The 25,664-nt window shown below is 33.8% G+C and carries 26 protein-coding genes; 7 read left to right on the top strand and 19 right to left on the bottom strand.

What is annotated here, in order from left to right; translation table 11 throughout:
- Nucleotides 1-267: 267 nt before the first annotated feature.
- Nucleotides 268-1,506: an MFS transporter gene (locus HNR41_RS03140; RefSeq protein ID WP_184281659.1), complete on the bottom strand. Its 1,239-nt coding sequence runs from the start codon at nucleotides 1,504-1,506 to the stop codon at nucleotides 268-270.
- A gap of 225 nt (nucleotides 1,507-1,731) precedes the next feature.
- Here HNR41_RS03140 and HNR41_RS03135 point away from each other — a divergent pair, with 225 nt between their 5' ends.
- Nucleotides 1,732-2,955, top strand: coding sequence for a pyridoxal-phosphate-dependent aminotransferase family protein (locus HNR41_RS03135; RefSeq protein WP_184281657.1), 1,224 nt, complete (start codon nucleotides 1,732-1,734; stop codon nucleotides 2,953-2,955).
- Between the two features lie 60 nt (nucleotides 2,956-3,015).
- Here HNR41_RS03135 and HNR41_RS03130 read toward each other — a convergent pair whose 3' ends face one another.
- Nucleotides 3,016-3,213 carry a hypothetical protein gene (locus HNR41_RS03130; RefSeq protein WP_184281655.1) on the bottom strand — a complete coding sequence of 66 codons (198 nt, stop codon included), beginning with the start codon at nucleotides 3,211-3,213 and terminating at the stop codon, nucleotides 3,016-3,018.
- 79 nt (nucleotides 3,214-3,292) lie between these two features.
- Between HNR41_RS03130 and HNR41_RS03125 the strand changes: the two genes are divergently transcribed.
- Nucleotides 3,293-3,871: a pyridoxamine 5'-phosphate oxidase family protein gene (locus HNR41_RS03125; RefSeq protein ID WP_184281653.1), complete on the top strand. Its 579-nt coding sequence runs from the start codon at nucleotides 3,293-3,295 to the stop codon at nucleotides 3,869-3,871.
- Here the strand turns inward: HNR41_RS03125 and HNR41_RS03120 are convergent, their stop codons facing one another.
- The 4 genes from HNR41_RS03120 to HNR41_RS03105 all read right to left on the bottom strand — a co-directional run bounded on the left by HNR41_RS03120 (nucleotide 3,872) and on the right by HNR41_RS03105 (nucleotide 7,410).
- Nucleotides 3,872-4,582: a tyrosine-protein phosphatase gene (locus HNR41_RS03120; protein WP_184281651.1), complete on the bottom strand. Its 711-nt coding sequence runs from the start codon at nucleotides 4,580-4,582 to the stop codon at nucleotides 3,872-3,874. It lies immediately after the preceding gene.
- A 238-nt stretch (nucleotides 4,583-4,820) separates the two neighbouring features.
- Nucleotides 4,821-6,323: a TcaA second domain-containing protein gene (locus HNR41_RS03115; protein WP_184281649.1), complete on the bottom strand. Its 1,503-nt coding sequence runs from the start codon at nucleotides 6,321-6,323 to the stop codon at nucleotides 4,821-4,823.
- Between the two features lie 14 nt (nucleotides 6,324-6,337).
- Complete coding sequence (locus tag HNR41_RS03110; protein WP_184281647.1) at nucleotides 6,338-7,105, bottom strand: zinc ribbon domain-containing protein; 768 nt, start codon at nucleotides 7,103-7,105, stop codon at nucleotides 6,338-6,340.
- Between the two features lie 176 nt (nucleotides 7,106-7,281).
- Nucleotides 7,282-7,410: an LPXTG cell wall anchor domain-containing protein gene (locus tag HNR41_RS03105; RefSeq protein WP_184281645.1), complete on the bottom strand. Its 129-nt coding sequence runs from the start codon at nucleotides 7,408-7,410 to the stop codon at nucleotides 7,282-7,284.
- A gap of 27 nt (nucleotides 7,411-7,437) precedes the next feature.
- On the opposite strand from HNR41_RS03105, the gene HNR41_RS03100 reads away from it, so the two are divergent.
- Nucleotides 7,438-7,650, top strand: a complete 213-nt coding sequence (locus HNR41_RS03100; protein WP_184281643.1) for a hypothetical protein — start codon at nucleotides 7,438-7,440, stop codon at nucleotides 7,648-7,650.
- Between the two features lie 38 nt (nucleotides 7,651-7,688).
- Here the strand turns inward: HNR41_RS03100 and HNR41_RS03095 are convergent, their stop codons facing one another.
- The 9 genes from HNR41_RS03095 to HNR41_RS03055 form a co-directional block, all read right to left on the bottom strand.
- Complete coding sequence (locus HNR41_RS03095) at nucleotides 7,689-7,955, bottom strand: hypothetical protein (RefSeq protein WP_184281642.1); 267 nt, start codon at nucleotides 7,953-7,955, stop codon at nucleotides 7,689-7,691.
- Nucleotides 7,956-8,066: 111 nt separating this feature from the next.
- Nucleotides 8,067-8,330: a zinc-ribbon domain-containing protein gene (locus tag HNR41_RS03090; RefSeq protein WP_184281640.1), complete on the bottom strand. Its 264-nt coding sequence runs from the start codon at nucleotides 8,328-8,330 to the stop codon at nucleotides 8,067-8,069.
- 61 nt (nucleotides 8,331-8,391) lie between these two features.
- Entirely contained in the window at nucleotides 8,392-9,582 is a 1,191-nt protein-coding gene (locus tag HNR41_RS03085) for a hypothetical protein (RefSeq protein ID WP_184281638.1), read from the bottom strand.
- A 242-nt stretch (nucleotides 9,583-9,824) separates the two neighbouring features.
- Nucleotides 9,825-11,777 (bottom strand): Ig-like domain-containing protein, encoded by a 1,953-nt coding sequence (locus HNR41_RS03080; protein WP_184281636.1) that lies wholly within the window; start codon nucleotides 11,775-11,777, stop codon nucleotides 9,825-9,827.
- 198 nt (nucleotides 11,778-11,975) lie between these two features.
- Nucleotides 11,976-12,644, bottom strand: coding sequence for a hypothetical protein (locus tag HNR41_RS03075; RefSeq protein ID WP_184281634.1), 669 nt, complete (start codon nucleotides 12,642-12,644; stop codon nucleotides 11,976-11,978).
- Between the two features lie 83 nt (nucleotides 12,645-12,727).
- Entirely contained in the window at nucleotides 12,728-13,249 is a 522-nt protein-coding gene (locus HNR41_RS03070) for a YdcF family protein (protein ID WP_184281632.1), read from the bottom strand.
- 119 nt (nucleotides 13,250-13,368) lie between these two features.
- Entirely contained in the window at nucleotides 13,369-13,743 is a 375-nt protein-coding gene (locus HNR41_RS03065) for a hypothetical protein (protein WP_184281630.1), read from the bottom strand.
- 71 nt (nucleotides 13,744-13,814) lie between these two features.
- Nucleotides 13,815-14,384 (bottom strand): YdcF family protein, encoded by a 570-nt coding sequence (locus HNR41_RS03060; RefSeq protein ID WP_184281628.1) that lies wholly within the window; start codon nucleotides 14,382-14,384, stop codon nucleotides 13,815-13,817.
- Nucleotides 14,385-14,403: 19 nt separating this feature from the next.
- Nucleotides 14,404-14,781, bottom strand: a complete 378-nt coding sequence (locus HNR41_RS03055; protein WP_184281626.1) for a hypothetical protein — start codon at nucleotides 14,779-14,781, stop codon at nucleotides 14,404-14,406.
- A gap of 163 nt (nucleotides 14,782-14,944) precedes the next feature.
- Here HNR41_RS03055 and HNR41_RS03050 point away from each other — a divergent pair, with 163 nt between their 5' ends.
- The 3 genes from HNR41_RS03050 (at nucleotide 14,945) to HNR41_RS03045 (ending at nucleotide 16,576) form a co-directional block, all read left to right on the top strand.
- The gene (locus HNR41_RS03050; protein WP_184281624.1) at nucleotides 14,945-15,394 is read left to right on the top strand and encodes a GNAT family N-acetyltransferase; all 450 of its coding nucleotides are present in this window, start codon (nucleotides 14,945-14,947) and stop codon (nucleotides 15,392-15,394) included.
- A complete protein-coding gene (locus tag HNR41_RS11355) occupies nucleotides 15,395-15,529 on the top strand; it encodes a hypothetical protein (protein ID WP_260399569.1) in 135 nt (44 codons plus the stop codon).
- Nucleotides 15,530-15,607: 78 nt separating this feature from the next.
- The gene (locus HNR41_RS03045; RefSeq protein ID WP_184281622.1) at nucleotides 15,608-16,576 is read left to right on the top strand and encodes an ATP-grasp domain-containing protein; all 969 of its coding nucleotides are present in this window, start codon (nucleotides 15,608-15,610) and stop codon (nucleotides 16,574-16,576) included.
- A gap of 55 nt (nucleotides 16,577-16,631) precedes the next feature.
- On the opposite strand, the gene HNR41_RS03040 is transcribed toward HNR41_RS03045, so the two are convergent.
- Entirely contained in the window at nucleotides 16,632-17,786 is a 1,155-nt protein-coding gene (locus HNR41_RS03040) for a hypothetical protein (RefSeq protein WP_184281620.1), read from the bottom strand.
- A 226-nt stretch (nucleotides 17,787-18,012) separates the two neighbouring features.
- On the opposite strand from HNR41_RS03040, the gene HNR41_RS03035 reads away from it, so the two are divergent.
- The gene (locus tag HNR41_RS03035) at nucleotides 18,013-20,232 is read left to right on the top strand and encodes an asparagine synthase-related protein (protein WP_184281617.1); all 2,220 of its coding nucleotides are present in this window, start codon (nucleotides 18,013-18,015) and stop codon (nucleotides 20,230-20,232) included.
- An 88-nt stretch (nucleotides 20,233-20,320) separates the two neighbouring features.
- Here HNR41_RS03035 and HNR41_RS03030 read toward each other — a convergent pair whose 3' ends face one another.
- The 3 genes from HNR41_RS03030 to HNR41_RS03020 are packed head-to-tail and all read right to left on the bottom strand — an operon-like array spanning nucleotide 20,321 to nucleotide 25,572.
- On the bottom strand, nucleotides 20,321-21,652 hold the full coding sequence (locus HNR41_RS03030; protein ID WP_184281615.1) for a hypothetical protein: 1,332 nt from the start codon (nucleotides 21,650-21,652) through the stop codon (nucleotides 20,321-20,323).
- 47 nt (nucleotides 21,653-21,699) lie between these two features.
- Complete coding sequence (locus HNR41_RS03025; protein ID WP_184281613.1) at nucleotides 21,700-23,286, bottom strand: heparinase II/III domain-containing protein; 1,587 nt, start codon at nucleotides 23,284-23,286, stop codon at nucleotides 21,700-21,702.
- A 54-nt stretch (nucleotides 23,287-23,340) separates the two neighbouring features.
- Nucleotides 23,341-25,572 carry a class II glutamine amidotransferase domain-containing protein gene (locus HNR41_RS03020; RefSeq protein ID WP_184281611.1) on the bottom strand — a complete coding sequence of 744 codons (2,232 nt, stop codon included), beginning with the start codon at nucleotides 25,570-25,572 and terminating at the stop codon, nucleotides 23,341-23,343.
- Nucleotides 25,573-25,664: the final 92 nt, after the last annotated feature.

Raw genomic sequence — 25,664 nt, 5'->3', positions numbered from 1 at the left:
TTAACTTATAAACTTAAGTATGTAAGCGCTTATAGTAAGAATATTATAGACAATAGACCGATTTTCAATACATTTACTTAGTCTAATTTCTATGAACATTCCTCATAGAAGTTCCATGGAGTTCGAAGTTCTATGAACTTAACTCATAGAAATCCCGTGCAAGTTGAAACACTATGATTACGTCACATAGAGCTCCCCGCCTCTTCCATAAACAAAAACACTCCAAAGCTGTTTTCAGCTCTGGAGTGTTCCAACTTAATTTATATATTATTTAACTTTTTCAACGTGCTCTACTTTTTTATAACCTGATTCATCAATCATGAATACTGCGACTATACCTACCAGAAGCAGTGCACCTGCAAGGTAGAAGCCCATGTCGAGGTTTCCTGTAACGTCTGTAATGAATCCTGTAATGTACGGTGCTAAGATTGATGCGGACATTCCGATAAAGTTATAAATACCAAATGATGTTGCAAGTCCGACGCGTGGTGCGTTGTTTGCTACTACTGCGATAAGCACAGGGTTTGTACTTAGTTTACCGACGATACCATAAACAATCAGTGATACGTAAAGTACCCACATCTGGTCAAAAAGTACAATTGATACTGTAGAAATAAACGCCAGCGGAACCATCACTAAAAGAACAGGACGCTGTTTTCCTAATTTATCGGACAGCCAGCCAAAGAACAGCATACCTGGGATTGATGCCCATGGTACTAATGAAGACACGAATGCAACGCTTGATCCGCTGATGCCGCGAGCTGTTTCAAGGTAGTACGGAAGCCATGTAAGAATTACGAAGAATCCGTAAATCGAACAGAAGATAGTAATAAAAGCTAAAATAAGGTTTCTGTTTTTAAACAGTTCTGATACTTTAAGTTTCTCCGGAACACCGTTTGCACTGTCCGGCGCTTTATAGCCCGGCGGGTGTTCTTTAACTATAATCCACATCACAATACCGATAACGATTACGATAACACCCATAATCCAGAATGGCGTTCTCCATGACATGTCCATTTCCTGTACTGTAATACTTGAAATCCAGTAACCTGCTGACATACCGATTGCCATACCGCTGTTAATAATCGCACTGCCGAGTGTTAAGCGTTTCTGAGGAATTGCTTCAGATGATAAACCATACTGCGGTCCGTAGAATACCCCCTGGAACATACCAGTCAGGAACCACATCATCAGGAACATATAGAATGTAACCATCTGTCCTGAAATAATTGCCAGTATACCAAATCCGATAAATGCCGGAATAATCATTTTTTTACGTCCGAATTTATCTCCTAAAAATCCTGAAGGTATTTGAGTCGCAGTATAACCGAGGAAGAATAGACTGCTGATCAGACCTAATTGAGCTGCGTTAATGGCGAATTCCGACTGAATATTTGTCATAATCGGGTTTAAAATTGTACGCGTTGCATAAATTGCAATCCAACCGAGCGTAAAGACAATGACAATTTTTATCCAGTAATTGTTGGAAATGTTTTTGTTGTCCATCGTTCTGTCTCCTTTAAATTTAATTTTGTATTATTTTCACTTATTATTTTACAGCATCACCATGCCAAATTCTTTATCTATAATAGATAAAATTTTTCTCCACATTGTGCATAATATCACAAAGTATAGGCATGAATATTGGTATATATAAAATATTTGTATAATTATCCGAATAATTATATTATTAATAGTACAAAAAAATAAAAGAGAAGGATGATGCGCATAATGGCAAGTTTAAAAATAAATAGAAGACTGATAATGACACCGGGTCCAGTCGCAGTTGACCCCAGAGTTTCACAGGCTATGAGCAATTCAATTCTTGGACAGTTTGATCCGGATTTCACGGATATAATGAATGAAACGATGGAGTTAATCCGTGCATCATTTAAAACCAAAAATAAATGGTCATTCCCTGTCGACGGAACGAGCCGTGCAGGAATTGAAGCTGTTATTGCCAGTATCGTTGAACCGGGTGATAAAGTACTCGTACCGATTATCGGACGATTCGGCTATCTCGTTACTGAACTCGCTGAACGTGCCGGCGGTATCGTGCATACAATTGAAGCACCGATGGGTGAAGTAATCCCGCAGGAAGACATTATACAAAAACTGGACGAAATCGAACCTAAAGTACTCGCAATTATTCACGGGGAAACGTCTTCAGGACGTCTGCAGCCAATTGATAAAATCGGACATGCAGCGAAAGAACGCGGTGTATATACAGTAGTTGATGCAGTCGCTACATATTTGGGACAGGACATCCCTGTTGATGAGTGGGCACTGGATGCTGTTATCGGCGGTGCTCAAAAATGTCTGTCAGTACCATCGGGCATTACCCCTATTACATTTAATGAACGTTTCAGTGAAGCAATCAATAAACGTAAACGAGTTGAAAAAGGAATACGTACATCAGATGACAAAGCGACATCTCATTTCATTACGAGCAACTATCTCGACCTGACACAGCTTCAGGATTACTGGGGTGAACGCCGTCTGAATCACCATACAGAAGCGACTGTTAACGTGTACGGGCTGTATGAAGGACTTAAACTGGCAATCGATGAAGGTGTTGAACAGCGCGCACGCCGTCACAGCTATCACCATGAGGCGATGAAAAAAGCAGTTACAGCATTAGGACTTGAGATTTTTGGAGACGAAAATCATGAAATGCAGATGGTTGTCTGCGTTAAAATTCCGGACGGTATAAATGATGCGGAGTTCCGTACTGAATTGCTTTCACGTTTCGGTATTGAAATTGCCGGTACATTCGGATCAGTCGCCGGACAAATCTGGCGTATCGGTACGATGGGCTACGTTGCAGAAAAACAGAATCTCTTAAACTTCATTACAGCGTTTGGAGTATTCCTCCAGTCGAAGGGTGCAGAAAATATCGATCCTGCTGCTGGACTTGAAGCAATGTCAAACTATTATGATGAACACGAACTTTAATATGTAATCTATATAATTGAAGAACAAAAATACCAGCCGCATTAACGCGGCTGGTATTTTTTATATCGAACGCACTTCAATCGACGTTATCAGACTTAAATTAATATAGGCCTCGCCGCCGCTTCGATTCGGAAGTTTCACAAAATGGTTGGCTTCAAACTTGCTGTTAATCAGCCGGATCAGTTCATCTACTGCTTCTGTCTTGTTGACTTCCATCGTCGATCCGCCGATAAAATGCACCGTAATAATTTGTTTCATTTCCTTCACCTCTTTGTAAACTATACCCCATTTTTAAAATCTTAATAATGGTAAAATAAAACTGTTAAGGAGTGATAATATGTCACAGGCTGAACGTGATTTACAAAAAAAGCATAATACAGAACGCCGTGCAGATGCTTTTTACAATAATCAGATGATCGATTATTTAAACGGTGAAATGCGGCAGTTTATTAAAGAACAGACAATGTTATTTATCGCAACAAGTGATAAAAACGGCAATTGTGATTCATCATTTAAGGCCGGAGAACAGGGTTTTATACACGTGATTGATGAAACCCGTGTAATGTATCCGGAATACCGCGGCAACGGCGTGATGGCATCTCTTGGTAACATAATCGAAAACCCGCATATAGGTCTCTTAATGATTGATTTCTTTAATGACCAGATCGGTCTTCATATAAACGGTGCTGCCGAAATTATTGATACTGACGCTATACATGAACTTGCACCGGGCGTTAAAGATGAACGTGCGGAACGCTGGGTGGTCGTCACAGTACATGAAGCGTATATTCACTGTTCCAAACATATCCCCCATCTCGTCGATACTAAAAACCTGAGAGATTGGGGTACCGATGATACAGCTAAAAAAGGTGGAGACTATTTCAAAGTCAAACAGAGCAATAAAGAACGACAGTAATTACTGTTTATTATCCAGTACGTTTTTGGCAGTCTGTTTCATTTTTTCAACATAAGAGCTGCCGAGTTCGTTCTCAATAATTTCAAAAGCTTCTTTAGACATAAACGGGCGGTATTCTGCATGGTGAGCATCACTTGCCACTATGTGAATCAGCCCTTTTTCTATTAAATCAAGTGAATTCGCCTGCAGATCACTGCCGAACTCCCCGCATACGGACGCAGCGGTCACCTGTGCCAGCGCACCGTCTTTAATTAAACGCGCAAGAATCTGCTCATTCTGGACGAGCGGGCGGCAACGTTCCGGGTGCGCAATAATCGGTGTCAGACCAAGTTCACGCAGTGCCGTAAAGACTTCATCGACATCTTCACGCAGCTCAGTAAATGAAAACTCTACAAGAATGTAATTACTGCCGGCAAGCGTCAGTGACTCCCCGCTTCGGAGTTCGTCAATTAACACATCGTTAATTCGAATCTCCTGTCCGGGATGCACATTAACCGGTATATTGTTATCTTTAATAATGCTTTCAACTTCATGAAGCTTCTGTTTTACAACATCAGCCGGTGTGAGGTACGATCCGCTGTGATGGTGCGGAGTGACAATAATATCCGATATCCCCTGCTCAACTGCCTGGTTGAGTAAATTCAATGTTTCTTCAGATGACTTAGGACCATCGTCCACATTTATTAATAAGTGATTATGAATATCTATCATTAAACTCTCTCCATTCACTGTAGTTACCTTCATTATAACGCGGATAATACATTAGTTAAAAACATCCGTTTGTTCTTAACGTAAATATTACAAAGCTGAACCATAGATTTTTATATTTGTTTAAAAAGTTTATAAAATTATCTGCTTGTAAAATGATTTATTCATTCTGATTCTATTGTCACTCAAGTTAAATAAAAAACACCTGTGGAGATCAGACGCTCTCCGCAAGTGTTTTGAATTATAAATCATTGAAATTAGTAATTTTCAGTTCAAGTGTCTCTGGATTGTATTGGATAGTGTAACGTGTTGAGTAAGTCACCGGATCATCAATATCATCATGCATTCGGCGCGTTTCAGCATCAATCACGATGTCATTGCCATCTTTACTGTAATTGCTGAATGATACACGCTGGATATCCATATTGCCGAATGAATCATTATCCATATTGCCCTGAAGAATATCCAGTACATCAGAACCTTCAGCAATAAAGGGTTCCACCTCACCAATATCATCAAACATGTACATAAATTCCAGAGCATTTAAATAATCTCTGACCAGGTTTTCAGCATTCGCTTCCATGTCTTCTTCAAATGACTCCCGGTTCTCTTCAATCTTTTCCTGCTCTGATGCTTTTTCCTGCTGATCATAGAGCGCTTCTTCATCAAACTTCACTTCAAGCGTATAGTAAGGAATCGACTCTTCATAATCTGAATAAAGTTCATCACTGTCAGCATTTATATTCAATGTGACACTGTCCATTTCAAATGTCTCACCAGCGTATGCAAGAGAGCCTTCCATCATGTATTCCTCGTCGTATTTAAAAGGCCCGATTTTCGGATAGGAGTCAAGTTCTTTATCTTCAGCAACTGCTTCACCGTTCAGCGTCAATGAAATATCTTCGCTGTCAATATCCATGCCGTAATAAGAAAGTACAGGGACAACCAGTTCCACATTATAAAGATCCGCCTGCAGCATGCCCTCTACTCTGTCGTAATAATCTGCAAAGCTGACTTGAACTGATGCCTCGTATTCTTCTGATTCATTAATAATTCCGGTACCTTCAAAATTATAGTTACCCGGAATCAGTTCGTTAAATTTGCTGTCGCTCGTAGTCCAGACAGCAGTTTCTCCTGCAAATTCATATTCAAAAGTATCCAGTCCGCCTGTTTCTTCCACATATACATTAGATTTTGGAATCACAAACTGATAATCATCAAAGAATAAATATTTGGAACCATTCTGCTTAATCGACAGCAGCGTGTGCGCGCCGTCGTGTATTTCATTGCCTGCAATACCATCAGCCAGATATATTTTCTGTTCATTAATCATATCCTGATACTTAGACATTCCAAGCTCGGTATCCACATATGAAAAATAAGCAAGCGCCTCTTCTTCAGATATATCTGTCGTTACAGCATTTTGAAATGCCCCGGCATCTTCATTTATGACAGCTTCACTGATATTATCGAGTGCAGCATCAGGTGAAGCCATGTTTTCAAGCACCTTATATGCAATGAACAGAGCGATAATAATGACTGCAATTGTACTGACGAGTATAATAATTTTTTTCTTCTTTTTCGGGTCCATCGGTTCACGCGGAGCCTCACTTGGTGTTTCCGGTGTGACATATGCAGGCTCTTTCTTATTATCTGCCGCACCGGCCATCACTGCTGCACCGCAATTCGTACATACCTTAGCTTCGTCACGCAACTCGTGACCGCAATTTTTACAAAATTTCATAGGCGCCTCCTAAATTACATCATAAATAGACTTTCAAGTTCGCTCAGTGACTGTGCCACTGCGATGCGGACTATAATATAATAGACGATCGCATTGATTAAAAAGTAAATCACGAGAGAATAATAGCTGTCGAACTTCACTTTATTATTGCCTGCATATCTCAGGAATATGTAAATCGGTGCAGTAATAAATAAAAGCGATCCTATCACCCAGAATAGAACACCGATTTCCACAAGCGTAATTGCGGAAAAGAGAATCGCAATTGTGTACAGACCTAAAACTACCGTCGTCGATACAGAGAAATCATGAAGTATCTGCTGCCAGCTGATTTTGGTTTTTAAAAGCAGAACATTCATCAGCATTGTAATACCGAAGAAAATCGCAATGATCACCGCTAAAGTAAAGAACACACTGATTAAAAAAGAAATCGGTATTTCCGTATACGGTCCTGCAAATGAACGGCTCATAATAAAGAACAGCAGACTGACGATTAATGCTGCCATACCGACTGTCGCTGAGGTGACCTGAGGGGCATAAATTTTACCGCTGCCGATCATTGATCCGGGCTTAAGAAACGAATTTTTCAAAAAAGTTAAAACTGTAGTAAAGAATGAACCGGCGTTACTGCTCTTTTTAGGCTGACTCTGCCCGACTGTATTCGTGTGGACTTGTTTTTCGGCCGTGTCTGCCGGCTGCATCGTTACCGCTGAAACATCTGTACCGCACTCGCCGCAAAAACGGTCATTTTCAAAAATCGGTGCATGACAATTTGGACACTTCATAATTTTTCCTCCATTTCCTTATTACATTAATTATAACAATCATTGGACTTATAACAATAACTTATTATAAAAATTATTATTATTAACCAAATTAAAAGAACGTACATATAGAATATGCACGTTCTAAAATTTAAATGAATATGTAAAATTCAGTATATATTTATCTATATTATTAATCATTTTCTCAGTTTAAAAAACATAATCAGGCTTAAACCAAGCAGTAATATACCTGCAATGACCATAATCCAGTTAATACCTGGTGCAGTTGTGTTATTAAGCATCAGCAGATTTAAACTTTCACTCATTTCTTTATCTTCCTTTCTTATATTTAAATGGACAAAGGTAACACAGACTTCGTTGCTGTCGGCCGTGCACTTGTCGTCGACCCCCACTGGGTAGAGAAAGCAGAACAAGAAGAAGACCAGAAAATTAAAAGATACTTCACTGAACACGACCAGCTCAGTGCTTCAGTCCCTTCACCGCTGTGGAAACTGATTATGGAAATTGACGGCTGGTTCCCTGTTAAGAAAACTGAAACGATGTAAGTATAATTAGAAAACTGCCCTTAAAAAAGGGCAGTTTCTTATTCAGTGGATTTACCGAACCTGCGGCGCTCTAATTCTAATTCTCTTTTCTCAAGCGCGTCACCGTTATACATGTCATCCGGAAGATTATCCACCGCTTCATCATAGCTTCCTGCTTCACTTAGAATATCTTTATCTGGTATATCATCCGCAAGACTGATTTCCGTATCAATAACTGCTGCATCATCATATAAAAAAGATCCGCATGATGGACAGATATCAATATTTTCTTCTATTGTTTCTCCGCAATTTTGGCAATTCATCATATTTTACATCTCTCTTTCGTATGTACTCAATTTGATTTACAGTTAAATACCCTGTTTGTTTCAAAATATTCATAAAAAAACTTCCCAGATTATATAGGGAAGTTTTCATTACTATTTATCATCAGTGCGTCCAAAGTCGCTGCGCTCTTTTTTCTGCTGTTTATTCAGCTCATCTTCCGGATAATTCTCTTCCGGCATATCTTCCATCTTATCATCCTTACCAGGACCATTTAAGAACTCCTCTTCCGGTGCTCGTTCCTGAATCAGTCCGTTAGTATCAGTATAATTCTCATCTTCTCGGATAAACTCCCCGCAGGTTGGACACACCCTTGTGCCCTCCAGTACTTCTTCACCGCAGTTTTGACATACAACCATTACTATCACTCACTTTCAGTAAAGTATTTACTAATAGGTAAATACCCATGTTGAATGGTAGTTAGTCATTTATTAAATTAGTCTTATTTTCATTGAGTGCTCTATTTATCTCGACTTTAGTAAAACTTGGTAACATATTGTAAGTAAATAGATTTTCCAATAAAATTCTTATTTTACGATCTGAGGGGTTACTCATTTTCAACACTACGACTGATACTTCATCATAATAAATATCAACGAACTCTTTAATGCGGTCTTCTATTTCTCCAACAACCGGTCTGTACGGCTTATTAATATGTCGTAAAATTCTGGTGTAAACCTTACCCTCACCGATATAGAACAGTCTTCCATTTCTATAGATGAGGTAAATTCCAGATACCTGCTTTAGATCATCTGTAGTTTTCTCATTAAATTGTTGTCTAATATTTTTCGAATCCAGCTTATAATTCCGGCTTTTGTCTTTTAAATAATTAATATTTATTATTTTAATATCAATTTTATTTTTCCAGTACTCATTAAGTTCATTATGGTTTAGTTTCCATACAATCTCATTCAATTCATTAATAATGTTATCAATAATTAAAATCTCGTCCTTCATCAATTTGAATATTGTGTCCCATTCCAATTTTAAATATTTTCTAAGTACATATATCGTTGATACAATCATCTCGGATCCTTCTGACTGCTCGAATATAATATTAAATAGTTCCGAAAAATTGTTTAGTTCATCGATAAAATCATTATATTTCTCATCTGATAATATACCCTCGTTATATATCATTATTTTCTCTTTTAAAAGATAGTTTACCAGATTATCTGCATCGTTTGAGCTTTTATATAATTCGTAATGAAAACTCTCTTTGTATGTATGTTCCATTATAATAGCCCCTACTATAGCTTTACTGATGATACTTTTACTACTCAAAGGAATTTTATAATGATAATCATCTAATTTTTCAATATTACTCATCTTATTACTTTCGTACGAATAGATTGTTATATCATCTCTTTCAATAACACTTAAAGAAAAAGTAAGCATATAGTCCAAATCAATAGTGCCTATACTGTCAATTAAATTATTCAAATCTGTTTCTATATATTTCGATTCATCTTTAAATGTATCAACATACCCATCTTCACTCATATGGCCATTTACACTGAATATTCCTTTTAAACGTTCAGCATTTTTTAAAAATAGATTATTTGTCTCCAATGCTGTATCAATTACTAACTCTGGTGAATTATTTGTCATAATATTACCTCCGTTGATTTAATAAACGTTAGACATTTTTAAATCATAGTAAGCAGCGGTTACAGTGTTCATATTAACAAGGAATCGAATTAAAAATTAGAATTCGAAATAATTTCAATATGTAAACTATAGCCGTAAAAAATGTGTTTAGTAAATATTATGCGTTTTAAATAATTGTATAAAATAAAAATGTCATGATTAAAAAAGATATCATATCCTCAGATATGATATCTTTGTTTAAATTATTTTTTAGCAATTTTTCTTCTGCCTGTAAATAATAAGAACGATCCACCTATAAATGCAATTACCGCACCGATAAGTCCGGCACTTGAACTAGCAATCCCTGTATCAGGTAGTTCTTCTTTTTCTGGTGTTGCAGCTTCACTGACTTCCGACTTCGATTCATCTTTCTCTGCTTTTTCTTCAGAACTCTGAACGGTTGTTTCAGCTGTTTTTGTGGCCGAATCAACTTTATTCGTAACTAAAATTGTATCCTGTTCTTCAATATTTATGTCATCTGACAATTTAATTTGCCACTTACCATCTGAATCTGTTTGTGCAATGATTTCCTGTCTATTGGGTAAACTAATGACTACTTCACTATTTGGCTCCCCAGAACCTGAAATGATATTATCTTCAGATTCTACAGAATCAATTGCTGGAGATGTTGGCAGGACATTCTCTATTTCGCTATTCTGTAAATCTGAATCAGATAAGTTCTTTTGGTCTTCCTCAGACAATTCAGTTTCCGGTGTTATCTCTTCAACTGGTTCTTCTGGAGTTTCTGGCTGTTCCGGTGTTATCTCTTCAACTGGTTCTTCTGGAGTTTCTGCCTGTTCCGGCGTTACCTCTTCCACTGGTTCTTCTGGAGTTTCCGGCTGTTCCGGCGTTACCTCTTCAACTGGTTCTTCTGGAGTTTCCGGCTGTTCTGGCGTTACCTCTTCCACTGGTTCTTCTGGAGTTTCTGGCTGTTCCGGCGTTACCTCTTCCACTGGTTCTTCTGGAGTTTCCGGCTGTTCTGGTGTTACCTCTTCCACTGGTTCTTCTGGAGTTTCCGGCTGTTCTGGCGTTACCTCTTCCACTGGTTCCTCTGGAGTTTCTGGCTGTTCCGGTGTCATCTCTTCAACTGTTCTCTCGTTCACCATAACGGCAATATCATAAAATTCTCCCGAATAAAATCCACCGTTAGAGAAACGTGTAGTGAAACCTTTATCTACTTCAACTGTATCGTAATAATAAAGTGTTTCATCTATATAACTCAAAGAGTTTTTTATAATTTGGTCTATAGACTGTGTACCAGTTAAAGTATTTGAAAATAGTATATTACCATTTGTATCACTGATAACTACGTCTTTTAAAGTATATTGTGTTGCGGTTTCATCGTATAAGGGATAAGAAGGAATTAATGGTCTATCTTCAAAAGGATACTTAGTTGCCGAATCATTTTGTAAATATATATTGTAATATGAGTTAACAGAACTTACTGTATTACCGTTTATGGAACTCGAGTTTCTAGTTCTGCTTGTCAATGTTTCAGATGATACATTATAAGATGTCCCGTACTGATTATTTGTATCATTGATAAATTGCTGAAGTCTGTCATCAAAGTTTAAACCTGTGTAATTAACAGTAGCAATCTTTTCATTGGTTTCTAAATCAATAACTGTAAGATAATTATAATACCCCTCTGTCATATCATCATTAATTACAATATCTGCTTCAGCAACAGATACTTCCTGCAACTTTGAATTATCATTTATTGACGCTTCAGAACTATCATCAGAATCCTCAGAGCTGAGAATTTCATCATTAGAAGACTTTGATTGATCTATTTCTTCGATGAATGCCCCCTCTGTACCAGCTTGTTTTACTGATGAATTATTTATTTCTTCTACCTCAGTAAGATCATTAGCAGGAATATATTCAGTATTTTCATCTATTGAGTCCGAGAATGTTTTTTCAGTCTCTTCCGTATCTTCAAGATTAATAGTTTCAGGAGTATCTATGTCTTCAGCACTCTCGTTCAAGATTTCAAACGATTCTGTTTCGATAACACCTGTTTCTTCGAATTCCACTTGGTCCTCTTCAATAACTGACTCATCAGCGTTAGTAATTCCAGCGTATGTAAATACAAATATTCCAAGTGTACTTGCCAATGAAGCTTTCTTTAAAGTGTTAAATCTTTCTTTTTTCAATTGTCTATCTCCCTTAGTGTAATACTTTCATTATCTACATATTCTAAATTTTAAACAATATGGTAAACATTACTAATAGTGTATATTATAATAATTAATATTATTATTACACTTATATTTAGAATACGAAATATTTTCACTCACAAAAAAACCTGAATTATATAGTAAATACAATTCAGGTAAAAATATTGTGATTAATTAAACCAGCTGATCTTTAAACATATCGTCGTAGAACGACAATGTAAACATTGAGTAGAATGATACCAGCGGTGACTGGATTAAATTGTTCTTCCATGCATTTTCAAATGCATTGTCGATGTTGTAGTCAAGCACTGTTGTATAGAAAACATCGTCGTAAATCTTACTTAAGACATGGTTGTTGCTCTTTTGAACCTGAGTAGCAACAACTTGAAGCGTCTCGTTCATATCGCCTGTGTTCTGCTCTACGAGTCTTAACAGCGGTTCAAGTTCTTTAGTTAACTTAATTAACTGTTCGCGCATTTCCTGATTCTTCTCTTCAAGCTCTTTAGGAAGATCTAAAGGATAGAAATCCTGTGTGATTTTTTCAAGAGTGAATCTTTCAAGTACTTCCAGCTCAGTCGGATACTGAACTTTTTTATCTGCAGTCATTACACCGTGTGTACACTGCATCAGTGACAGCCTGATTAAATCTATTCTGATAAAAGCACGGCACAGTTCAACGACTGATAAGTGGTTGAATCCTTCTTCTTTAAATTGAGCAAGAATATCGTCCAGTTTCTTAGACTGGCCTTCAATCATTTCTGGAATGCGTGTCATTCGGTATGTAAAACTTTTATAGTCCGTTGCTTTTAATAATTCTTCTTTAGTTTCTTTATAGCTCTTCATGTAATCCCCTATTCTTTTCTTTATGTCATTAGTAATAGTTTAACATATGGGACTATATTTTTAGCCTATTCAGAGAGATTTTGTTACTGATATCTCAAGCGCGATACTCTGCGGTATCTGCTTTCGCTGTATAACAACTTGTCTTTCGTATAGAACTTATAATTCTTCATCAGATAAAGTATGAGCTTCGCCGCTTCTGATGAGTATTCCAGCAATGTAGTGTGATAATTAACTCCAAAAAATGTAAATTTTCTATCTCCATCAAATATATTGTTGAAAATCAGTTTTGTACGAAATTTATGGTATTGGCTCATAACTACGATAACTTGACCGTAATTAAGTCTTTTGAGGATCTGCTGTTTTTCCACAGCGTTATTGTAAGTGGTCGTCGAGAAGTATTCTGTGAGGATATGACGTTCGTCTATGTGATCATACTTGGAGTTTAATAAATCTGTAGTACCGCGGAGTTTATTGCGGTCATTGAATGATGTAATGAGTATATGTGCCTGATCATAATCGAATTTCTGATATAACTCTGCAACTGTTTTAAAACGGCGGTAATCACCATCGAGGTAAATAATGAGTGTCTTACCAACATAGCACATAAGCTCTCACCTCATTCATATTATTACCTGCAGTGTAACAGCATAATATTTAGCAGCAATGACTAAACAGTAAATTTAATGTAAAAACCGGGAGATAAGAATATCACCCGGTTTAAATATTATTCAGCTTCCTGAAGTTTAATAGTATCTTCATTATATATATTAAAGCTGACTACAATGTTATCCGCTTCTTCGATAGTATCAAGTGTCATTGGAGGATCGTCACTGTACTGAATCGTTTCAATGAATTCTTCCCCGTTAAAGTATGACACGTAGCTTGAGCGGTTGATTTCATACGTTTTAGATGGATTATAATCAATTGACTCTGAAGTCATCATTTCTTCATTCTCCACTGGTTCACCATTGTAGCCCATCCAGCTGCCGGTAGTTGCTGAACCAACATCTAACAGTCCGCCTTCATCTGAACTGCTGCTGCATGCTGATAAAAACATAACTCCCAATAACAAACTCATTAATGATAATGTTTTCTTCATTGCTGTTCCCCTTTTCTGTTTAGAGTAGTTAACAAGTAAATAATAACATAGTACAAGTGAACATTTACAATCTAACCAAAAAATTTATATAAGCCAAGTCTGTATCCCCAGACTTTTATAAATTCATTGAACCAGTACTTATGAGCATCTTCTCTTTCATGCCACTTTTCACCTTCCAGGTTTGTAGCTGGAATATAGTGAAATTGTTTAGAACCGTCATTCAGCCGGTCAAAAGCAATTTTGGATCTTTTAATATGATAATCGCTAGTCACAACTAATGCAGAATCAAAATCTTTGTTCTCCATTAGTTTAATTGTTTCTTCGGCATTAGAATACGTACTTGTAGACTTTTCTTCTACTGTAATATCTTCCTCATTAAAACCATAATGTGTCAGGATTGTAATCAGTTCCTGTGAATTATACCTTTCTTCAACTGGAGTAATGATTACATTGTCGGCATATCCTGTTTTATATAAATCAGCAGCTTGTTGTACACGTCCCTGATCTCCCCCACCGAGTATAATGATAGTTTCGCTCCTTTCAGGCTGGACGAAATCATCATGATTGAAACTCTCAATTAGAGCTAGTACTGCTATCAATACTAATCCCGCTATTAGTGGAATAATTATCTTTTTTGTCATTAGGGCCTCCACTTTGTATCTAGTCCTTATTAATTAATTTTATTCCATTCTTGTTCTCTTTATTGAAACTGAGTATTATTCCATTAGCTTCTTCTACACTGTTTAATTTAGTATCAGCTTCATGTAACTCTGTTGTTATAAAATCTTCCCCTTTATAATACGAGACATACGCATCATTATTCACTATATAATCTTGATTAGAATTATAAGGTATAAATTGTGATTTCATCATACTATTATCAGACTCAATTGTTCCATTGTAATCTATCCATTGATTTTCCACTGCATTTACTTTATTAAGTAGATTCTGACTATCATCTTTCTTATTTGTAACAGGATTACAAGAAGCCATTATAAGTAATACAGAGAGTATTATAATAAATTTAATTTTATCCAAGTTACTCCTCATTTCTGCAATAATATATAGTAACATCATATGTATGCTATTGCATTTACTAAGAACCTTATTATTCATGTTGCATTTTGAAAACCGTATATTTCACACTATTTTTAGTATAATTATAGTATGATAATTAAATAAATACCTAGGAGGAAAAATAATGTGGCATATTAAAAAATATGACCAGTTACAATTAACTGAGTTAGAACAAATTTTAAAACTAAGACAATCGATTTTTATTTTGGAACAGGAAAGCTTCTTTGAAGATATTGATGGAAACGATCAGGAAGCTATACATATATTCAATAAAGAAAACGGCAAAGTATGGGCTTATACAAGAATTCTTGAGTATGAAAATCACGTGATACTTGCAAGGGTCACTGTAGATAAAGACAAACGCGGAGATGGCAGTGGCAGAAAACTTTTAGAATATGCATTGAATTATCTAGAAGATGAATTCCCTACAAAGGATGTTCATATAGTAGCAATGAGCTACTTAAGAAATTTCTATCAATCTTTTGGATTCAAAACTATTTCAGAAGTCTATTACATGGATAATGATCCACATGAAGACATGATTTTAACAAGACTGTCAGATGAGGTGAAATAATTGGATGAAAAAATATTAGCTCAATTTTTTGATGATATCAAAATGGATAAAGAAAATGTATATTCATCAGAGATTGCTACAAATTTAATTAAAGTAGCAGAAGCTGAATTAAATCACCTAAAGATTCCATATTAACCTTCTAAGAAAAATCCTAATATATTAAACCTATTTCACAAGGATGAAAACCCTCTTCGTTATGTCAAAGGATTTTATTTGAATAATTCTCGCCTGGGTAATTTAATTTGTAAAGATAAGTTTTTAACACAGAGATTTTTAGAGAATGCTCAAATAAAAACACCTGTAGGAAAAATGTTCAACCCAGACGAATTGGAAAAAGCAAAATCTTTTATTAATCAAAGTCCCGAAAAATCATTTGTCTTAAAACCTGTAAGTATGAGTATGTCATTAGGTACTTTTTTAAATGTTGGAGCAAGTAATTTAGTAAACAGCTGGACAGAATCGTTCAAGGTTCAGAAAAAATATGATGTTAAAAACCCCAGAGTGCTTATTCAAGAGCAAATCAAGGGACTAGAACTGAGAATCATTGTATTAGAAGGAAGAATAGGTTCAGCCGTGTTCAGAGGCCCTGGTAATGTCATGGGAGATGGAAAACATTCTATTAAAGAACTAATTAATATTAAAAATGCTCAGAGAGAAAAGCATAACTACTTGAAAAGAAATCCACTCCTGATTAATGAGAATTTATTGCGAAACCTGGAATCTAAGAACCTCACAATTGACACGGTACTTCCGGAAGGAGAATATTGTGTACTGTATTCTCAGTCTAGTATAGCTACTGGACGTGAAGTATTTGAAGTTAGTAAGTATTTAGATCAGAACATATTTGATCAGGTACTTCAAGCAGTTACTGCAATACCTGGAGTTCATACGGCAGGGGTAGATATATTTGTAGATAATTTAAATGCTTCTGAAGGAACCATTATAGAAGTCAACCTGAATCCGGCATTACAATTACACTATTATCCAATGACTGGAGAAGCAACTAATCCACTTTCTGATATCTTCCAGTTCCATAATATTGATAGAGATGTACTTAATGATAAAATCGACTTCGATACATTAACAAAAAAAGAGTTTAATATGATAATGGAACGTTATAAATATTTGTATAATAAACAAAAAAAACTTTCTCATGGTTTCAGTTCATTCTTAAAACTGTAGATATATTTATACAATACAAAAAAGCAGACGTCTACGTCTGCTTTTTATATTCTTATCATTTAAAACTTGAATTCTTATACATCATTTCATAATATCCAGCCCGATATTTATTTAATGTATTCATCTGCTTCACCCTTAATCTCTCATCCCTGTTTAATGAAATACCTTTTTCTACTTTATACTTAATCAGTAGTCCCAGAATTATATCTCTATATGGTTTTTGTACTTCTCCCTTATACGGTAAATGATGCACCTGGTGGTTTGCATTGGTATTAACTTCGCTTACATACCCCACTTTAGAGGTGAAATCATTTGTAAGAATATCAACACCTGCAGTATACAAACCAGGGATTGCTGCTGTAGCTTTTAATGCTATATCTATCATTTCCTTACTTACAAGATGAGTGATATCCACACTTTCTGCACCAGCAGTAAGATTTCCGAGATCACTAAAGAATAATATCTCATCAAGATTAAGTACACTGTCTAGTGTATAACCCTGCGCTTCAAGTTTGTGATTAAGTCCAGAATTAAACTCATAAAGAAACTTCTTGAAGTATAAAGATTTCCTTCTTATTTCATTTTTATCCTCTATAAGAGTTCTGATTGTGGACTTTCCATCTCCAATTACATGACCTGGCACTCTTAAGAGTGCCGCAGAGAAAAATCCTTCTGTAATAGCGATTCTAACATCATAGCCATCTACGAAAGGCTGAATTGCACAGCACGGCTCTTTTACTCCTAATTCTTTTTGCTTCTCTATAGATCTGTCCCATGCTGCCGAGAAATTCTCAGGATGTATATCTAATTCTATACCTTTACCACCGGCAAGTGATAATGGTTTCAGCACAATAGGATTAATATTGTTATTCTTTATATACTCATAAGCTTCGTTCTTTTGATTTTCATAAAATAATTCTGAATTCAGTGTCGGGACATTTAAGCTATGTAATAATTTCTCTGTTTTAAATTTATCTCTGCAAATTATAAATGCAGTTTTTGAAGTACTTAAAGCTCTTAAGCCTTTGGCTTCACCTATTTTTTTATCTTTATAATAAAAAGAATGGGTTTTGTCGCTTCTCCCATAACCTAACCCTAATTCTTCTGCTCCGTACTTATAAAAATTAGTTACTTGATTATTTTTGTATGAATAACAATTTTCAGCAACTTTATTCATTTTATGGATATAATCTTGTTTATGTTTATTCAATGTTTTCAAACCACCTTATGTCAATTCAGCTTTCTAATTTATATTATATAGATATTTTAATAATAACAACAGACAATATTAATGTTACCTTAGAATCCCCCTAGAAAAAAATTAAACCGTTATTGAATTTTTAACCTGATAGTTCTGTAATTTATTATAATAATTTACAAGATGTCTTATGATATAATTATATATAAATATTTTGCTAAAAATTTTGGAGGTCATTATGCAGGGATTTATACATATTTTCAAACTGGATAAGAATTATACTTATGATGTTGATATTGAAGCTATTTTAAAGAGATATAAAGCACCATCACTTAATGTATTTGAAACTAAAAATGAAAATATTACGAGTGTTTACTTTACAAATGAGTATACTGAATATCCTTATGGTCAAACTGAAACAGGTATGTTTACTCCTGTAGGTATTTTCACTAGAGAGATTGAAGAAATTAAAAATTCTCTAATGAATTCTGAAGCTTCAGACAAATTAAACTATGTTCGTAATTTAGAAGGACAATTTGCAATTGGTTATTCAGATTATATTTCTAATCAAATCAATGTATTTACGCACGTTGCTAGGATTGAAACTGTTTATGCATTCACTTCAAATGATTCAATCATAATAGGTACTGATCCTCTAATAATCAGTCTAATAGCTACTAATGGAAATGTAGATTTTTCACTTCCTGCACTGCACTCATTTATCCTGAATGGATACTATGCTGATGATGGCACACCATTTAAAGATGTTTATGCATTACCAGGAAACAGTCATATCAAAGTAGATGAAAACGGATTAGAGATTAATGAAATTGACAATCTGTATTCTAACCTTTTAAATAAAGAGTACGGTAAATCTGACTACGATGACTTAACTGATTTATTTATAAATGCATTCAACACACAACCTAAAGATAAAGAATTTAGATTGGCATTAACAGGCGGTAAGGACAGCAGACTTATATTTGCTGCCATGAACAGCAACAACTTTGATTTATCAGTTTTTACTAATGGATTTGACGACAATCCAGACGTTGTTATTGCTAAAAGAATAGCGGATATGTATGAATTGGAACATAGATCGACAAGTCCTAAAATTTCAGAAGAGAATACTATATCAGTTAATATATACAGCAAAATAAAGAGAGTAATGCTTGCCACATCCGGTATGGTATATGGTTATGAAAATGTAGGTTCACTTGGTAAATTCACAGGCCATAAATCTTTTGATGGTATAGGCGCTGAATTAGTAAAAGGCGGCTTTGCTAACTTTATAAATGCTGACGAGAACTCCAATAAATTGAAACTGGTAAATACGTTCAATAGAAATCATCAACTTCTTAAAAACGGAAAAGATAATCCATTTGGAGATTTCCTTCTCGACTTTATCGATGATGAACAAGGTCTGCATAAACTCCAAATTTTATATTCTCTTAAATACAGAACAGGAAGGTTAACTTCAGCGGCAAAAAATGCAGCAAATTATTCCAGACAGAGTCATTCCCCTTTCCTGGATAACAAATTTTTAAGAGAAGCATTAAAAATTCAGTATGCAGATAATAAGAATGAAGAGATACATTATCAGATTATGAAAAGAATAGATAAACGTTTGATTGATATTCCATTTGCTAAAGATCGTTGGAGAGTCGAAAAAACTAAACCCATGACTGCCGGTGACTACGATAATTGGCTTAATCGTCAGCCATATTACCCTTCTACTGTTCTAGGGAATTATAACTGGAGAAGAGTACAAAATAATGACAAAGTCATAATCAAACAGTTTAAAGATATTTTATTATCAAATCCAAACCATATTATTTATCAAATAATCGATTATAAAGCAGTAAACAAAATGATTAACGGGACTATTAAAGCAAACCATATGAGATTTATATGGAGTCTTGCGTCAATTATAATCTTTGTAAACGAATTAACCGATGTATCGAATAGAACGTTTAATAAAGATATTAATGTTACATTACCTTCAACTAGTGTCAGTGATTATAAAAATAAGAAAAAAATTGTTGATTTGACTAACGATTTCTTACCTCTTAATAAATCCATAGATATATCTGATGACAATAATATTTCTATTAAAAATTTCGATAAACATAGAAAACTGTTATCATTTGAAGGAAAATATACAGAGGCTCCTAATCAAATAAATATACAAAATATTAGCAAACTTTCATTAAGAGTTCATCTAAATCATTCTCAGAACATTTCTAAGGTAATTGGTCAGATTCTATTTTATAAAGACAATAAACTTGAAAAGACAATTTATTTAGATGCTGAGAACACCAATGTAACTACTGAATTCTATCATACTAATGAGGATATTAATCAGTATGATTCATTCCGACTACTCTTGAATTTTAATAAGTTTGAAGAAACGGACACAGCAAAACTAAATTATGCATTTTATGAAATAACATATTAATACTAAAATGACTAATGCAAGTGAAAATTAATATAATTAAAACACCTGGGATTTCTTTAAGAGATCCCAGGTGTTTTAATTAAATAATCTATAAAGTGGTTAATTTCATTTTACCAAGCCATTTTTTATTAAAGCTTAAAACTATACTGTCAGCTTCAGAAACTTTTTCTATATAAAATGGTAATTCAGAAACTCTTCCTGTCACTCTAGTTGACTTTATAAAAATATCACCAGAATAATACGAAACAGATACGCTACCTGTGACTATATAATCGTTCAATGAGGTGTAGGGTAGTTTTTTTGTTCTAACCATATTGGTATTACTAATCTTTTCCCCTTTATTAGTAATCCATTCATTCCTGATTAAATTCTTCAAGCGCAGTATATCTAATTTTGAATTGATTTCATCAAAGTTAAAATTTCTCGCATCTCTAATGATTTCATATTCTTTTAAGATTATACTCACACTCCTAATCTCTTTTGCTTCTACTGTAAACAAATGCTTCAGATCTTTTTTAAACTCAGATACCAGTCTATTTCCATTAACCAAATCCAATTCCACTTGATAGTAATGAGTTGCTTTTCTATATTTTGAAACGTTAACATCAATAATAATTTCTTTCTCATCTTTACTTACATCTGGTTTTTTTATTTTAGGTAAGTTAAGAATTTCATTAATTTTTCTTTTTAAATATTCAGGGTAAAAGTAAATAACTGAGTTATGCCCTACATAGTTTTTCAAGTCTAATTCATAATATATCTTTTTACTGTCAAAATGTGCAAGCATTGGTTTCATGTGTTTTATATAATGGGAATCCCGCGTTCCGGCATGAAAATATAAATTAGATTCTGTACTATTGACTAGTATTTTTTCTCTGAATTTTTGGTCTAATAATTCTACATAAGAGTCATCATTTCTTCCAAATATCATATTAAATATTAATTCTCTTACTTTTGGTAATGAATTTAGGTAAGTACCAACATTCAGTTGATTTGCTGCAGATATAATATGACCAACACCTATATCTAGACCAACAATGAGTGATCCTGTACCACCTTTTGATGATCCTGTTGTTATTATGTTAGATTTTTTAATACTTAATTTCTCTGCATAATGGTTAACTAAATGAGTTGTATCTTTAAGATATGAATCTGTTCCCTCTGTTCCATAGTAATAAACTGGTGTATTATCCACATTATCCATAATAAAAAGCTTATTAATATTTACATCTTTTAATGTATTAATATAGTTATAAACAGGTGGCTTTTTTGCTACTTCACCTCCATGAAAACCAGAAAAAACAACTATTAAATAATCAGAATTTTCATTTGGCAAAAACAGATGCTTAATATTATGCTTCTCACCTTTAAATTCAGATTCATTATTTTTAATTATATTTAGCAGCTCTTGTTTATTCAAAATATCACTACCTCATTAAGACTTTAAACGATAAGTATTATTGATTCTTATAAATCTATACTTACTTCTTTACCATTAATACTATATGTCAATTTACTTAGTTTTAAATTAACGTAATCTACCTCAATATCATCTTTTACATTATGGATCACAGTAATATAAGTTAAGTTTTTCCCTTCCTGCTTAAATAAAATTCTCTCATTCTCCTGGTAATCTCCAAACTTTCTGGAAATATATCCATTCTCGATTTCACTTTTTATATTTGATCCTGCTCTGTTGTAGGTTTGAATATTATATAATTTATCATTTAACGTAATTTCATATTCAAGATCAGTTATTTTTTTTATTTCTGCATTTTCATTTATATTAAAATTTTGATAAGCTTCTTTACTGTCTCTTGAAACCACTCTGTCTAATATTATGCAGACATTTTCTTTTGTCAAAATATTATATCTTGTTAAAGTGGTACCTTTATAAAGCTTGTTAATTCCTGTTACCAACTTATAATTCGTCTTAGAAACCCGCTTAGTAATCTTCAAGTTAAACTGCTCTTGAAACGGATTAACAAGTTTGTAATCTTGTCCAGGAAGATTGATAACATTGTGCCCTTTTGGTGAAACTACATGCTGTCTCACAGGATCACTGATAACATAACTATACTTACCAGAATCTATTAGCAGTTCCTCTCCTTCTAGATAAAGATAAGTTGATAAATCATCATAATGTTTATGTGTTTTATTAAAATAACCAGATTTAAAAATCATCATTGAACTATTCTCAGGTTCTTCTTCATTGAGGTTATTGAATATTGTAATTCCTGCTTCAGAATCATGAAAATCACGAAAAATCTTTTTAATTCTAGAATCAGGAATATTTCCAGTATCACCAATCATTGGATATACATTATTAGGCTGGATTATATACCCTCTAAAATTATGAGCGAGCTTCAGTATTTCTATTTCCTGTTTCCCTAGTGGAATTCTGAGTTCTTTAAGTTTTTTCTCTATACTTCTATAAATCATCAGAATCATTCTATGGTACTCTGGAGAGTTTTCTAAGTGTACACCATTTCTTGAGAAATCTCTTTGAATGGCATAACGGATGCGATATAGAGCTTTCTCAATATATAATTTTTTCTTTTCTGGATCTGCTAAATGTGAAGCTGCATTTATTAATGCATTATCCATCATGAGTCCATGATTATTAAATTTGTAATTCCTCTCATTGGATAAATAAAAACAATGATCAATTACAAGCTTATCAAATACCTTTTGTGATAGCTTATGCTTTGCTGCATTTGATTGAAAAGCTATAATATTATTTATGCGACTGGAAACAGGGTGTTCTTTCCATGCATAGTTTTTACCTTTTTTATGATCAGTACTATTCCAATCTAATATTAAATCTTTTGCTTTCTTTTCTAATTTAAGATTGTTGTCAGCTTTAGATATTTTCAGTAAATCATTTAAAATACCTAAACTGTGTATATATGTTTGATATGTTGCTGCATTATTGCTGTGCTGGTAGTTCCAATTAATCCCTTTTGAAATATCTAGCGGAGTGAACCCCTTTCTCACTAACCATTCGTCATTTAAAAATAATTCTACTCTTTTTCGTTCATTACTATTTTTCATTACAAACTCCTTATAATTAAATACTTATTGCAGGTTTTGCAATAAAATTGTGTATTATTGTATAACACTGAAAAAGTAATCAACATTTAACTCTCCTGAAAAATCATTAGGAAATTTAACTGCTATTTTATACGTTTCTGCATTATCAGGTATCTTTGAGGATCCGTCTAAATTTTTAATATTTTTGTTGATAGTTCTATTAAACCACTTCGCTTCAATTTTCTTATTATTACTGTCAAAAAATATCAAACAGTATCTTAAAGGTAGTTGCCCTGAATAACTTAAATGCATATTGAAGGTGATTTCTTTACGTTCTTTTAAAAGTGTTTTCTCATTTCTTACTGCATTAGAGATATTACTATTAAAAATCGTTAAATATTTATTCTTATCATTTTCATGACTTGAATTACTTTTTACAGTAACTTTTTTCCCTGAACTTATAACTTCAAGACTTTTATTAGTTGAAAATATATCAAAAGTTAAATCAAATGTAACAGGTGTACTCTTTAACTCATTGACTATGGTTTCTGGAATTCTTATATTCAAATCTTTAGATTTGACAGTTTCTCCATTTAAATAATTAATGTAAGAATAAAGAGACAATAACGCCCACATAAACTTTAAGTGCTTACTTGTTAATTGACTCTCAAGCAGATTCTTAAGTTTAGAGAAATCAACGACTTCATAAATAGGATGTTTCGAATCTCTCAAAAGAATATTTTTAAACTCTTCTCTAATAATAGTATTATCCGGTAATGTTAGATTTCTCCAATTATAATTTGCAAGTTTAGTTGTGGGATACATTGGTGTTCTATTAAGCCATCCGGTATAATTTTCAGGTTTGACTGGCTTATTTTTTTCAAATCCCCATCTTGAACCAACTAACGGCATTAAAGATATTGGACCATTCAACTTGTTCATTAATGTATATTGTGCAAAACCATTATCCAGATATTGTTTCTGTATCTTCATAATCGACTTAGTAAATACATTATCATAGTATGGTGAATACATATCACTTGAATAAGATTTTGCTAATCTTGTCCCACTCGTCCATCTTCCATTTCTATAAAATAAGGCATGTTTATATTGTGCATCTTGAAAATCAGAAGTAACCAAGTTCTTAAGTGTTTGTTTATATGCCGTCGATTTACCTTCAACAAGTAAATCTTCTAATGGCATGAATCGTCTAAGCATCTCTTTATATGGATCAGCAGGAGATAAATTATTTAAATTACTGTATCCACCTTTCATTGTGAGAGCAGCAACACCAGTAACCCCTATATTTCCCTTATATTCCGGCTGATATTTAATATTTTCATAACCATAAACCTGGCCGGAAGTAGCTATCATTGCTTGTAACGCTTTCATCTCAAGGTTTACGTTCATACCTTTACTATCTAAAATTTTAGGTTCGTTAATTTTATGTGTTAAATTCAATTTTTGGGTAAGCTTCTCTGCAACTATGACATCTGGATTATCAGAAAAACCTCTAGTATTAGTTTTCACATCATATCCGGCTTCTAATAGGCCCAGTAGTGCTAATCTACTATCTTTCCCTCCAGTCACTCCTATATTAATACTGGAAGTTTTAGGGACAGCTTTAAAAGCATCAATATAGTTTTCTTTGATTGCATTATTAATTTCTTTATTGGGTTTAATTGTAAACATTTCTTCTATAGAATTATCTATATATTGAATACTTATACCATCCTTACTTACATCCATTACACTATTTGGCGGGACTAGCTCTACTCCTTTAAAAAGGGTTTTCTCATCTGCAAAATAACCATTCATTAAGAATGAAACACTGTTGGATATATCTATCTCTGGCTTTAAATTTTCATTAGATACTGCACTAACTATAAGTGGATCCGTTCCTACTATAATCTCATTTTCGGTCTCACGATAAAAAACATTATCAATTCTAAATATATGAGTGAAAAATTTCATGGTTTCATTTTTATAATCAGAGATTGCTAAAGCAAATGCACCTCTGAGATTACTCACATAATTTCTTAATTCTTCTTCATTAAGATTTGCTAGTTGCTCACATATTATCTTTGGACTGTCAACAAATTGTCCGATGTAAGAAATATGCTTAAAAGATATATAATCAGAATATTTTTTAGTCATTTCATTAGTATATATAATACTTCTCATTTGTTCAGTTTCTTTTATATTAAATGAGTGATTTGCTTCCTTTAATAGATCGATTGCTTTTAAAATACTATCAGAATTATGCATCTTTTTTTTCTTTTGAAATAAGTATAAAAAACCCTTCATCACATATGCCCTCCATAAGTCTATTAAATTATATTTTACCACAATTTTAGACCTGACATTATAATACATGTAACTATAAATTAGAATAGCAA

Source organism: Jeotgalicoccus coquinae, from assembly GCF_014207425.1.
Lineage (GTDB): Bacteria > Bacillota > Bacilli > Staphylococcales > Salinicoccaceae > Jeotgalicoccus > Jeotgalicoccus coquinae.
Note: the sequence above shows the minus strand (reverse complement) of the source record. Positions and strands in the feature narration are given on the sequence as shown.

Bases quoted from the DNA above. Each gene is read 5' to 3' on its own strand.
- HNR41_RS03060 (WP_184281628.1), bottom strand. From the start codon at position 14,384: ATGACAAAAAAGATAATTATTCCACTAATAGCGGGATTAGTATTGATA.
- HNR41_RS03070 (WP_184281632.1), bottom strand. From the start codon at position 13,249: ATGTGCTATGTTGGTAAGACACTCATTATTTACCTCGATGGTGATTAC.
- HNR41_RS03140 (WP_184281659.1), bottom strand. From the start codon at position 1,506: ATGGACAACAAAAACATTTCCAACAATTACTGGATAAAAATTGTCATT.
- HNR41_RS03065 (WP_184281630.1), bottom strand. From the start codon at position 13,743: ATGAAGAAAACATTATCATTAATGAGTTTGTTATTGGGAGTTATGTTT.
- HNR41_RS03095 (WP_184281642.1), bottom strand. From the start codon at position 7,955: ATGATGAATTGCCAAAATTGCGGAGAAACAATAGAAGAAAATATTGAT.
- HNR41_RS03115 (WP_184281649.1), bottom strand. From the start codon at position 6,323: ATGAAATTTTGTAAAAATTGCGGTCACGAGTTGCGTGACGAAGCTAAG.
- HNR41_RS03120 (WP_184281651.1), bottom strand. From the start codon at position 4,582: ATGATAGATATTCATAATCACTTATTAATAAATGTGGACGATGGTCCT.
- HNR41_RS03090 (WP_184281640.1), bottom strand. From the start codon at position 8,330: ATGGTTGTATGTCAAAACTGCGGTGAAGAAGTACTGGAGGGCACAAGG.
- HNR41_RS03125 (WP_184281653.1), top strand. From the start codon at position 3,293: ATGTCACAGGCTGAACGTGATTTACAAAAAAAGCATAATACAGAACGC.
- HNR41_RS03025 (WP_184281613.1), bottom strand. From the start codon at position 23,286: ATGAAAAATAGTAATGAACGAAAAAGAGTAGAATTATTTTTAAATGAC.
- HNR41_RS03130 (WP_184281655.1), bottom strand. From the start codon at position 3,213: ATGAAACAAATTATTACGGTGCATTTTATCGGCGGATCGACGATGGAA.
- HNR41_RS03105 (WP_184281645.1), bottom strand. From the start codon at position 7,410: ATGAGTGAAAGTTTAAATCTGCTGATGCTTAATAACACAACTGCACCA.
- HNR41_RS03135 (WP_184281657.1), top strand. From the start codon at position 1,732: ATGGCAAGTTTAAAAATAAATAGAAGACTGATAATGACACCGGGTCCA.
- HNR41_RS03075 (WP_184281634.1), bottom strand. From the start codon at position 12,644: ATGAAGAGCTATAAAGAAACTAAAGAAGAATTATTAAAAGCAACGGAC.
- HNR41_RS03020 (WP_184281611.1), bottom strand. From the start codon at position 25,572: ATGAAGGGTTTTTTATACTTATTTCAAAAGAAAAAAAAGATGCATAAT.
- HNR41_RS03100 (WP_184281643.1), top strand. From the start codon at position 7,438: ATGGACAAAGGTAACACAGACTTCGTTGCTGTCGGCCGTGCACTTGTC.
- HNR41_RS03050 (WP_184281624.1), top strand. From the start codon at position 14,945: ATGTGGCATATTAAAAAATATGACCAGTTACAATTAACTGAGTTAGAA.
- HNR41_RS03110 (WP_184281647.1), bottom strand. From the start codon at position 7,105: ATGAAGTGTCCAAATTGTCATGCACCGATTTTTGAAAATGACCGTTTT.
- HNR41_RS03035 (WP_184281617.1), top strand. From the start codon at position 18,013: ATGCAGGGATTTATACATATTTTCAAACTGGATAAGAATTATACTTAT.
- HNR41_RS03085 (WP_184281638.1), bottom strand. From the start codon at position 9,582: ATGACAAATAATTCACCAGAGTTAGTAATTGATACAGCATTGGAGACA.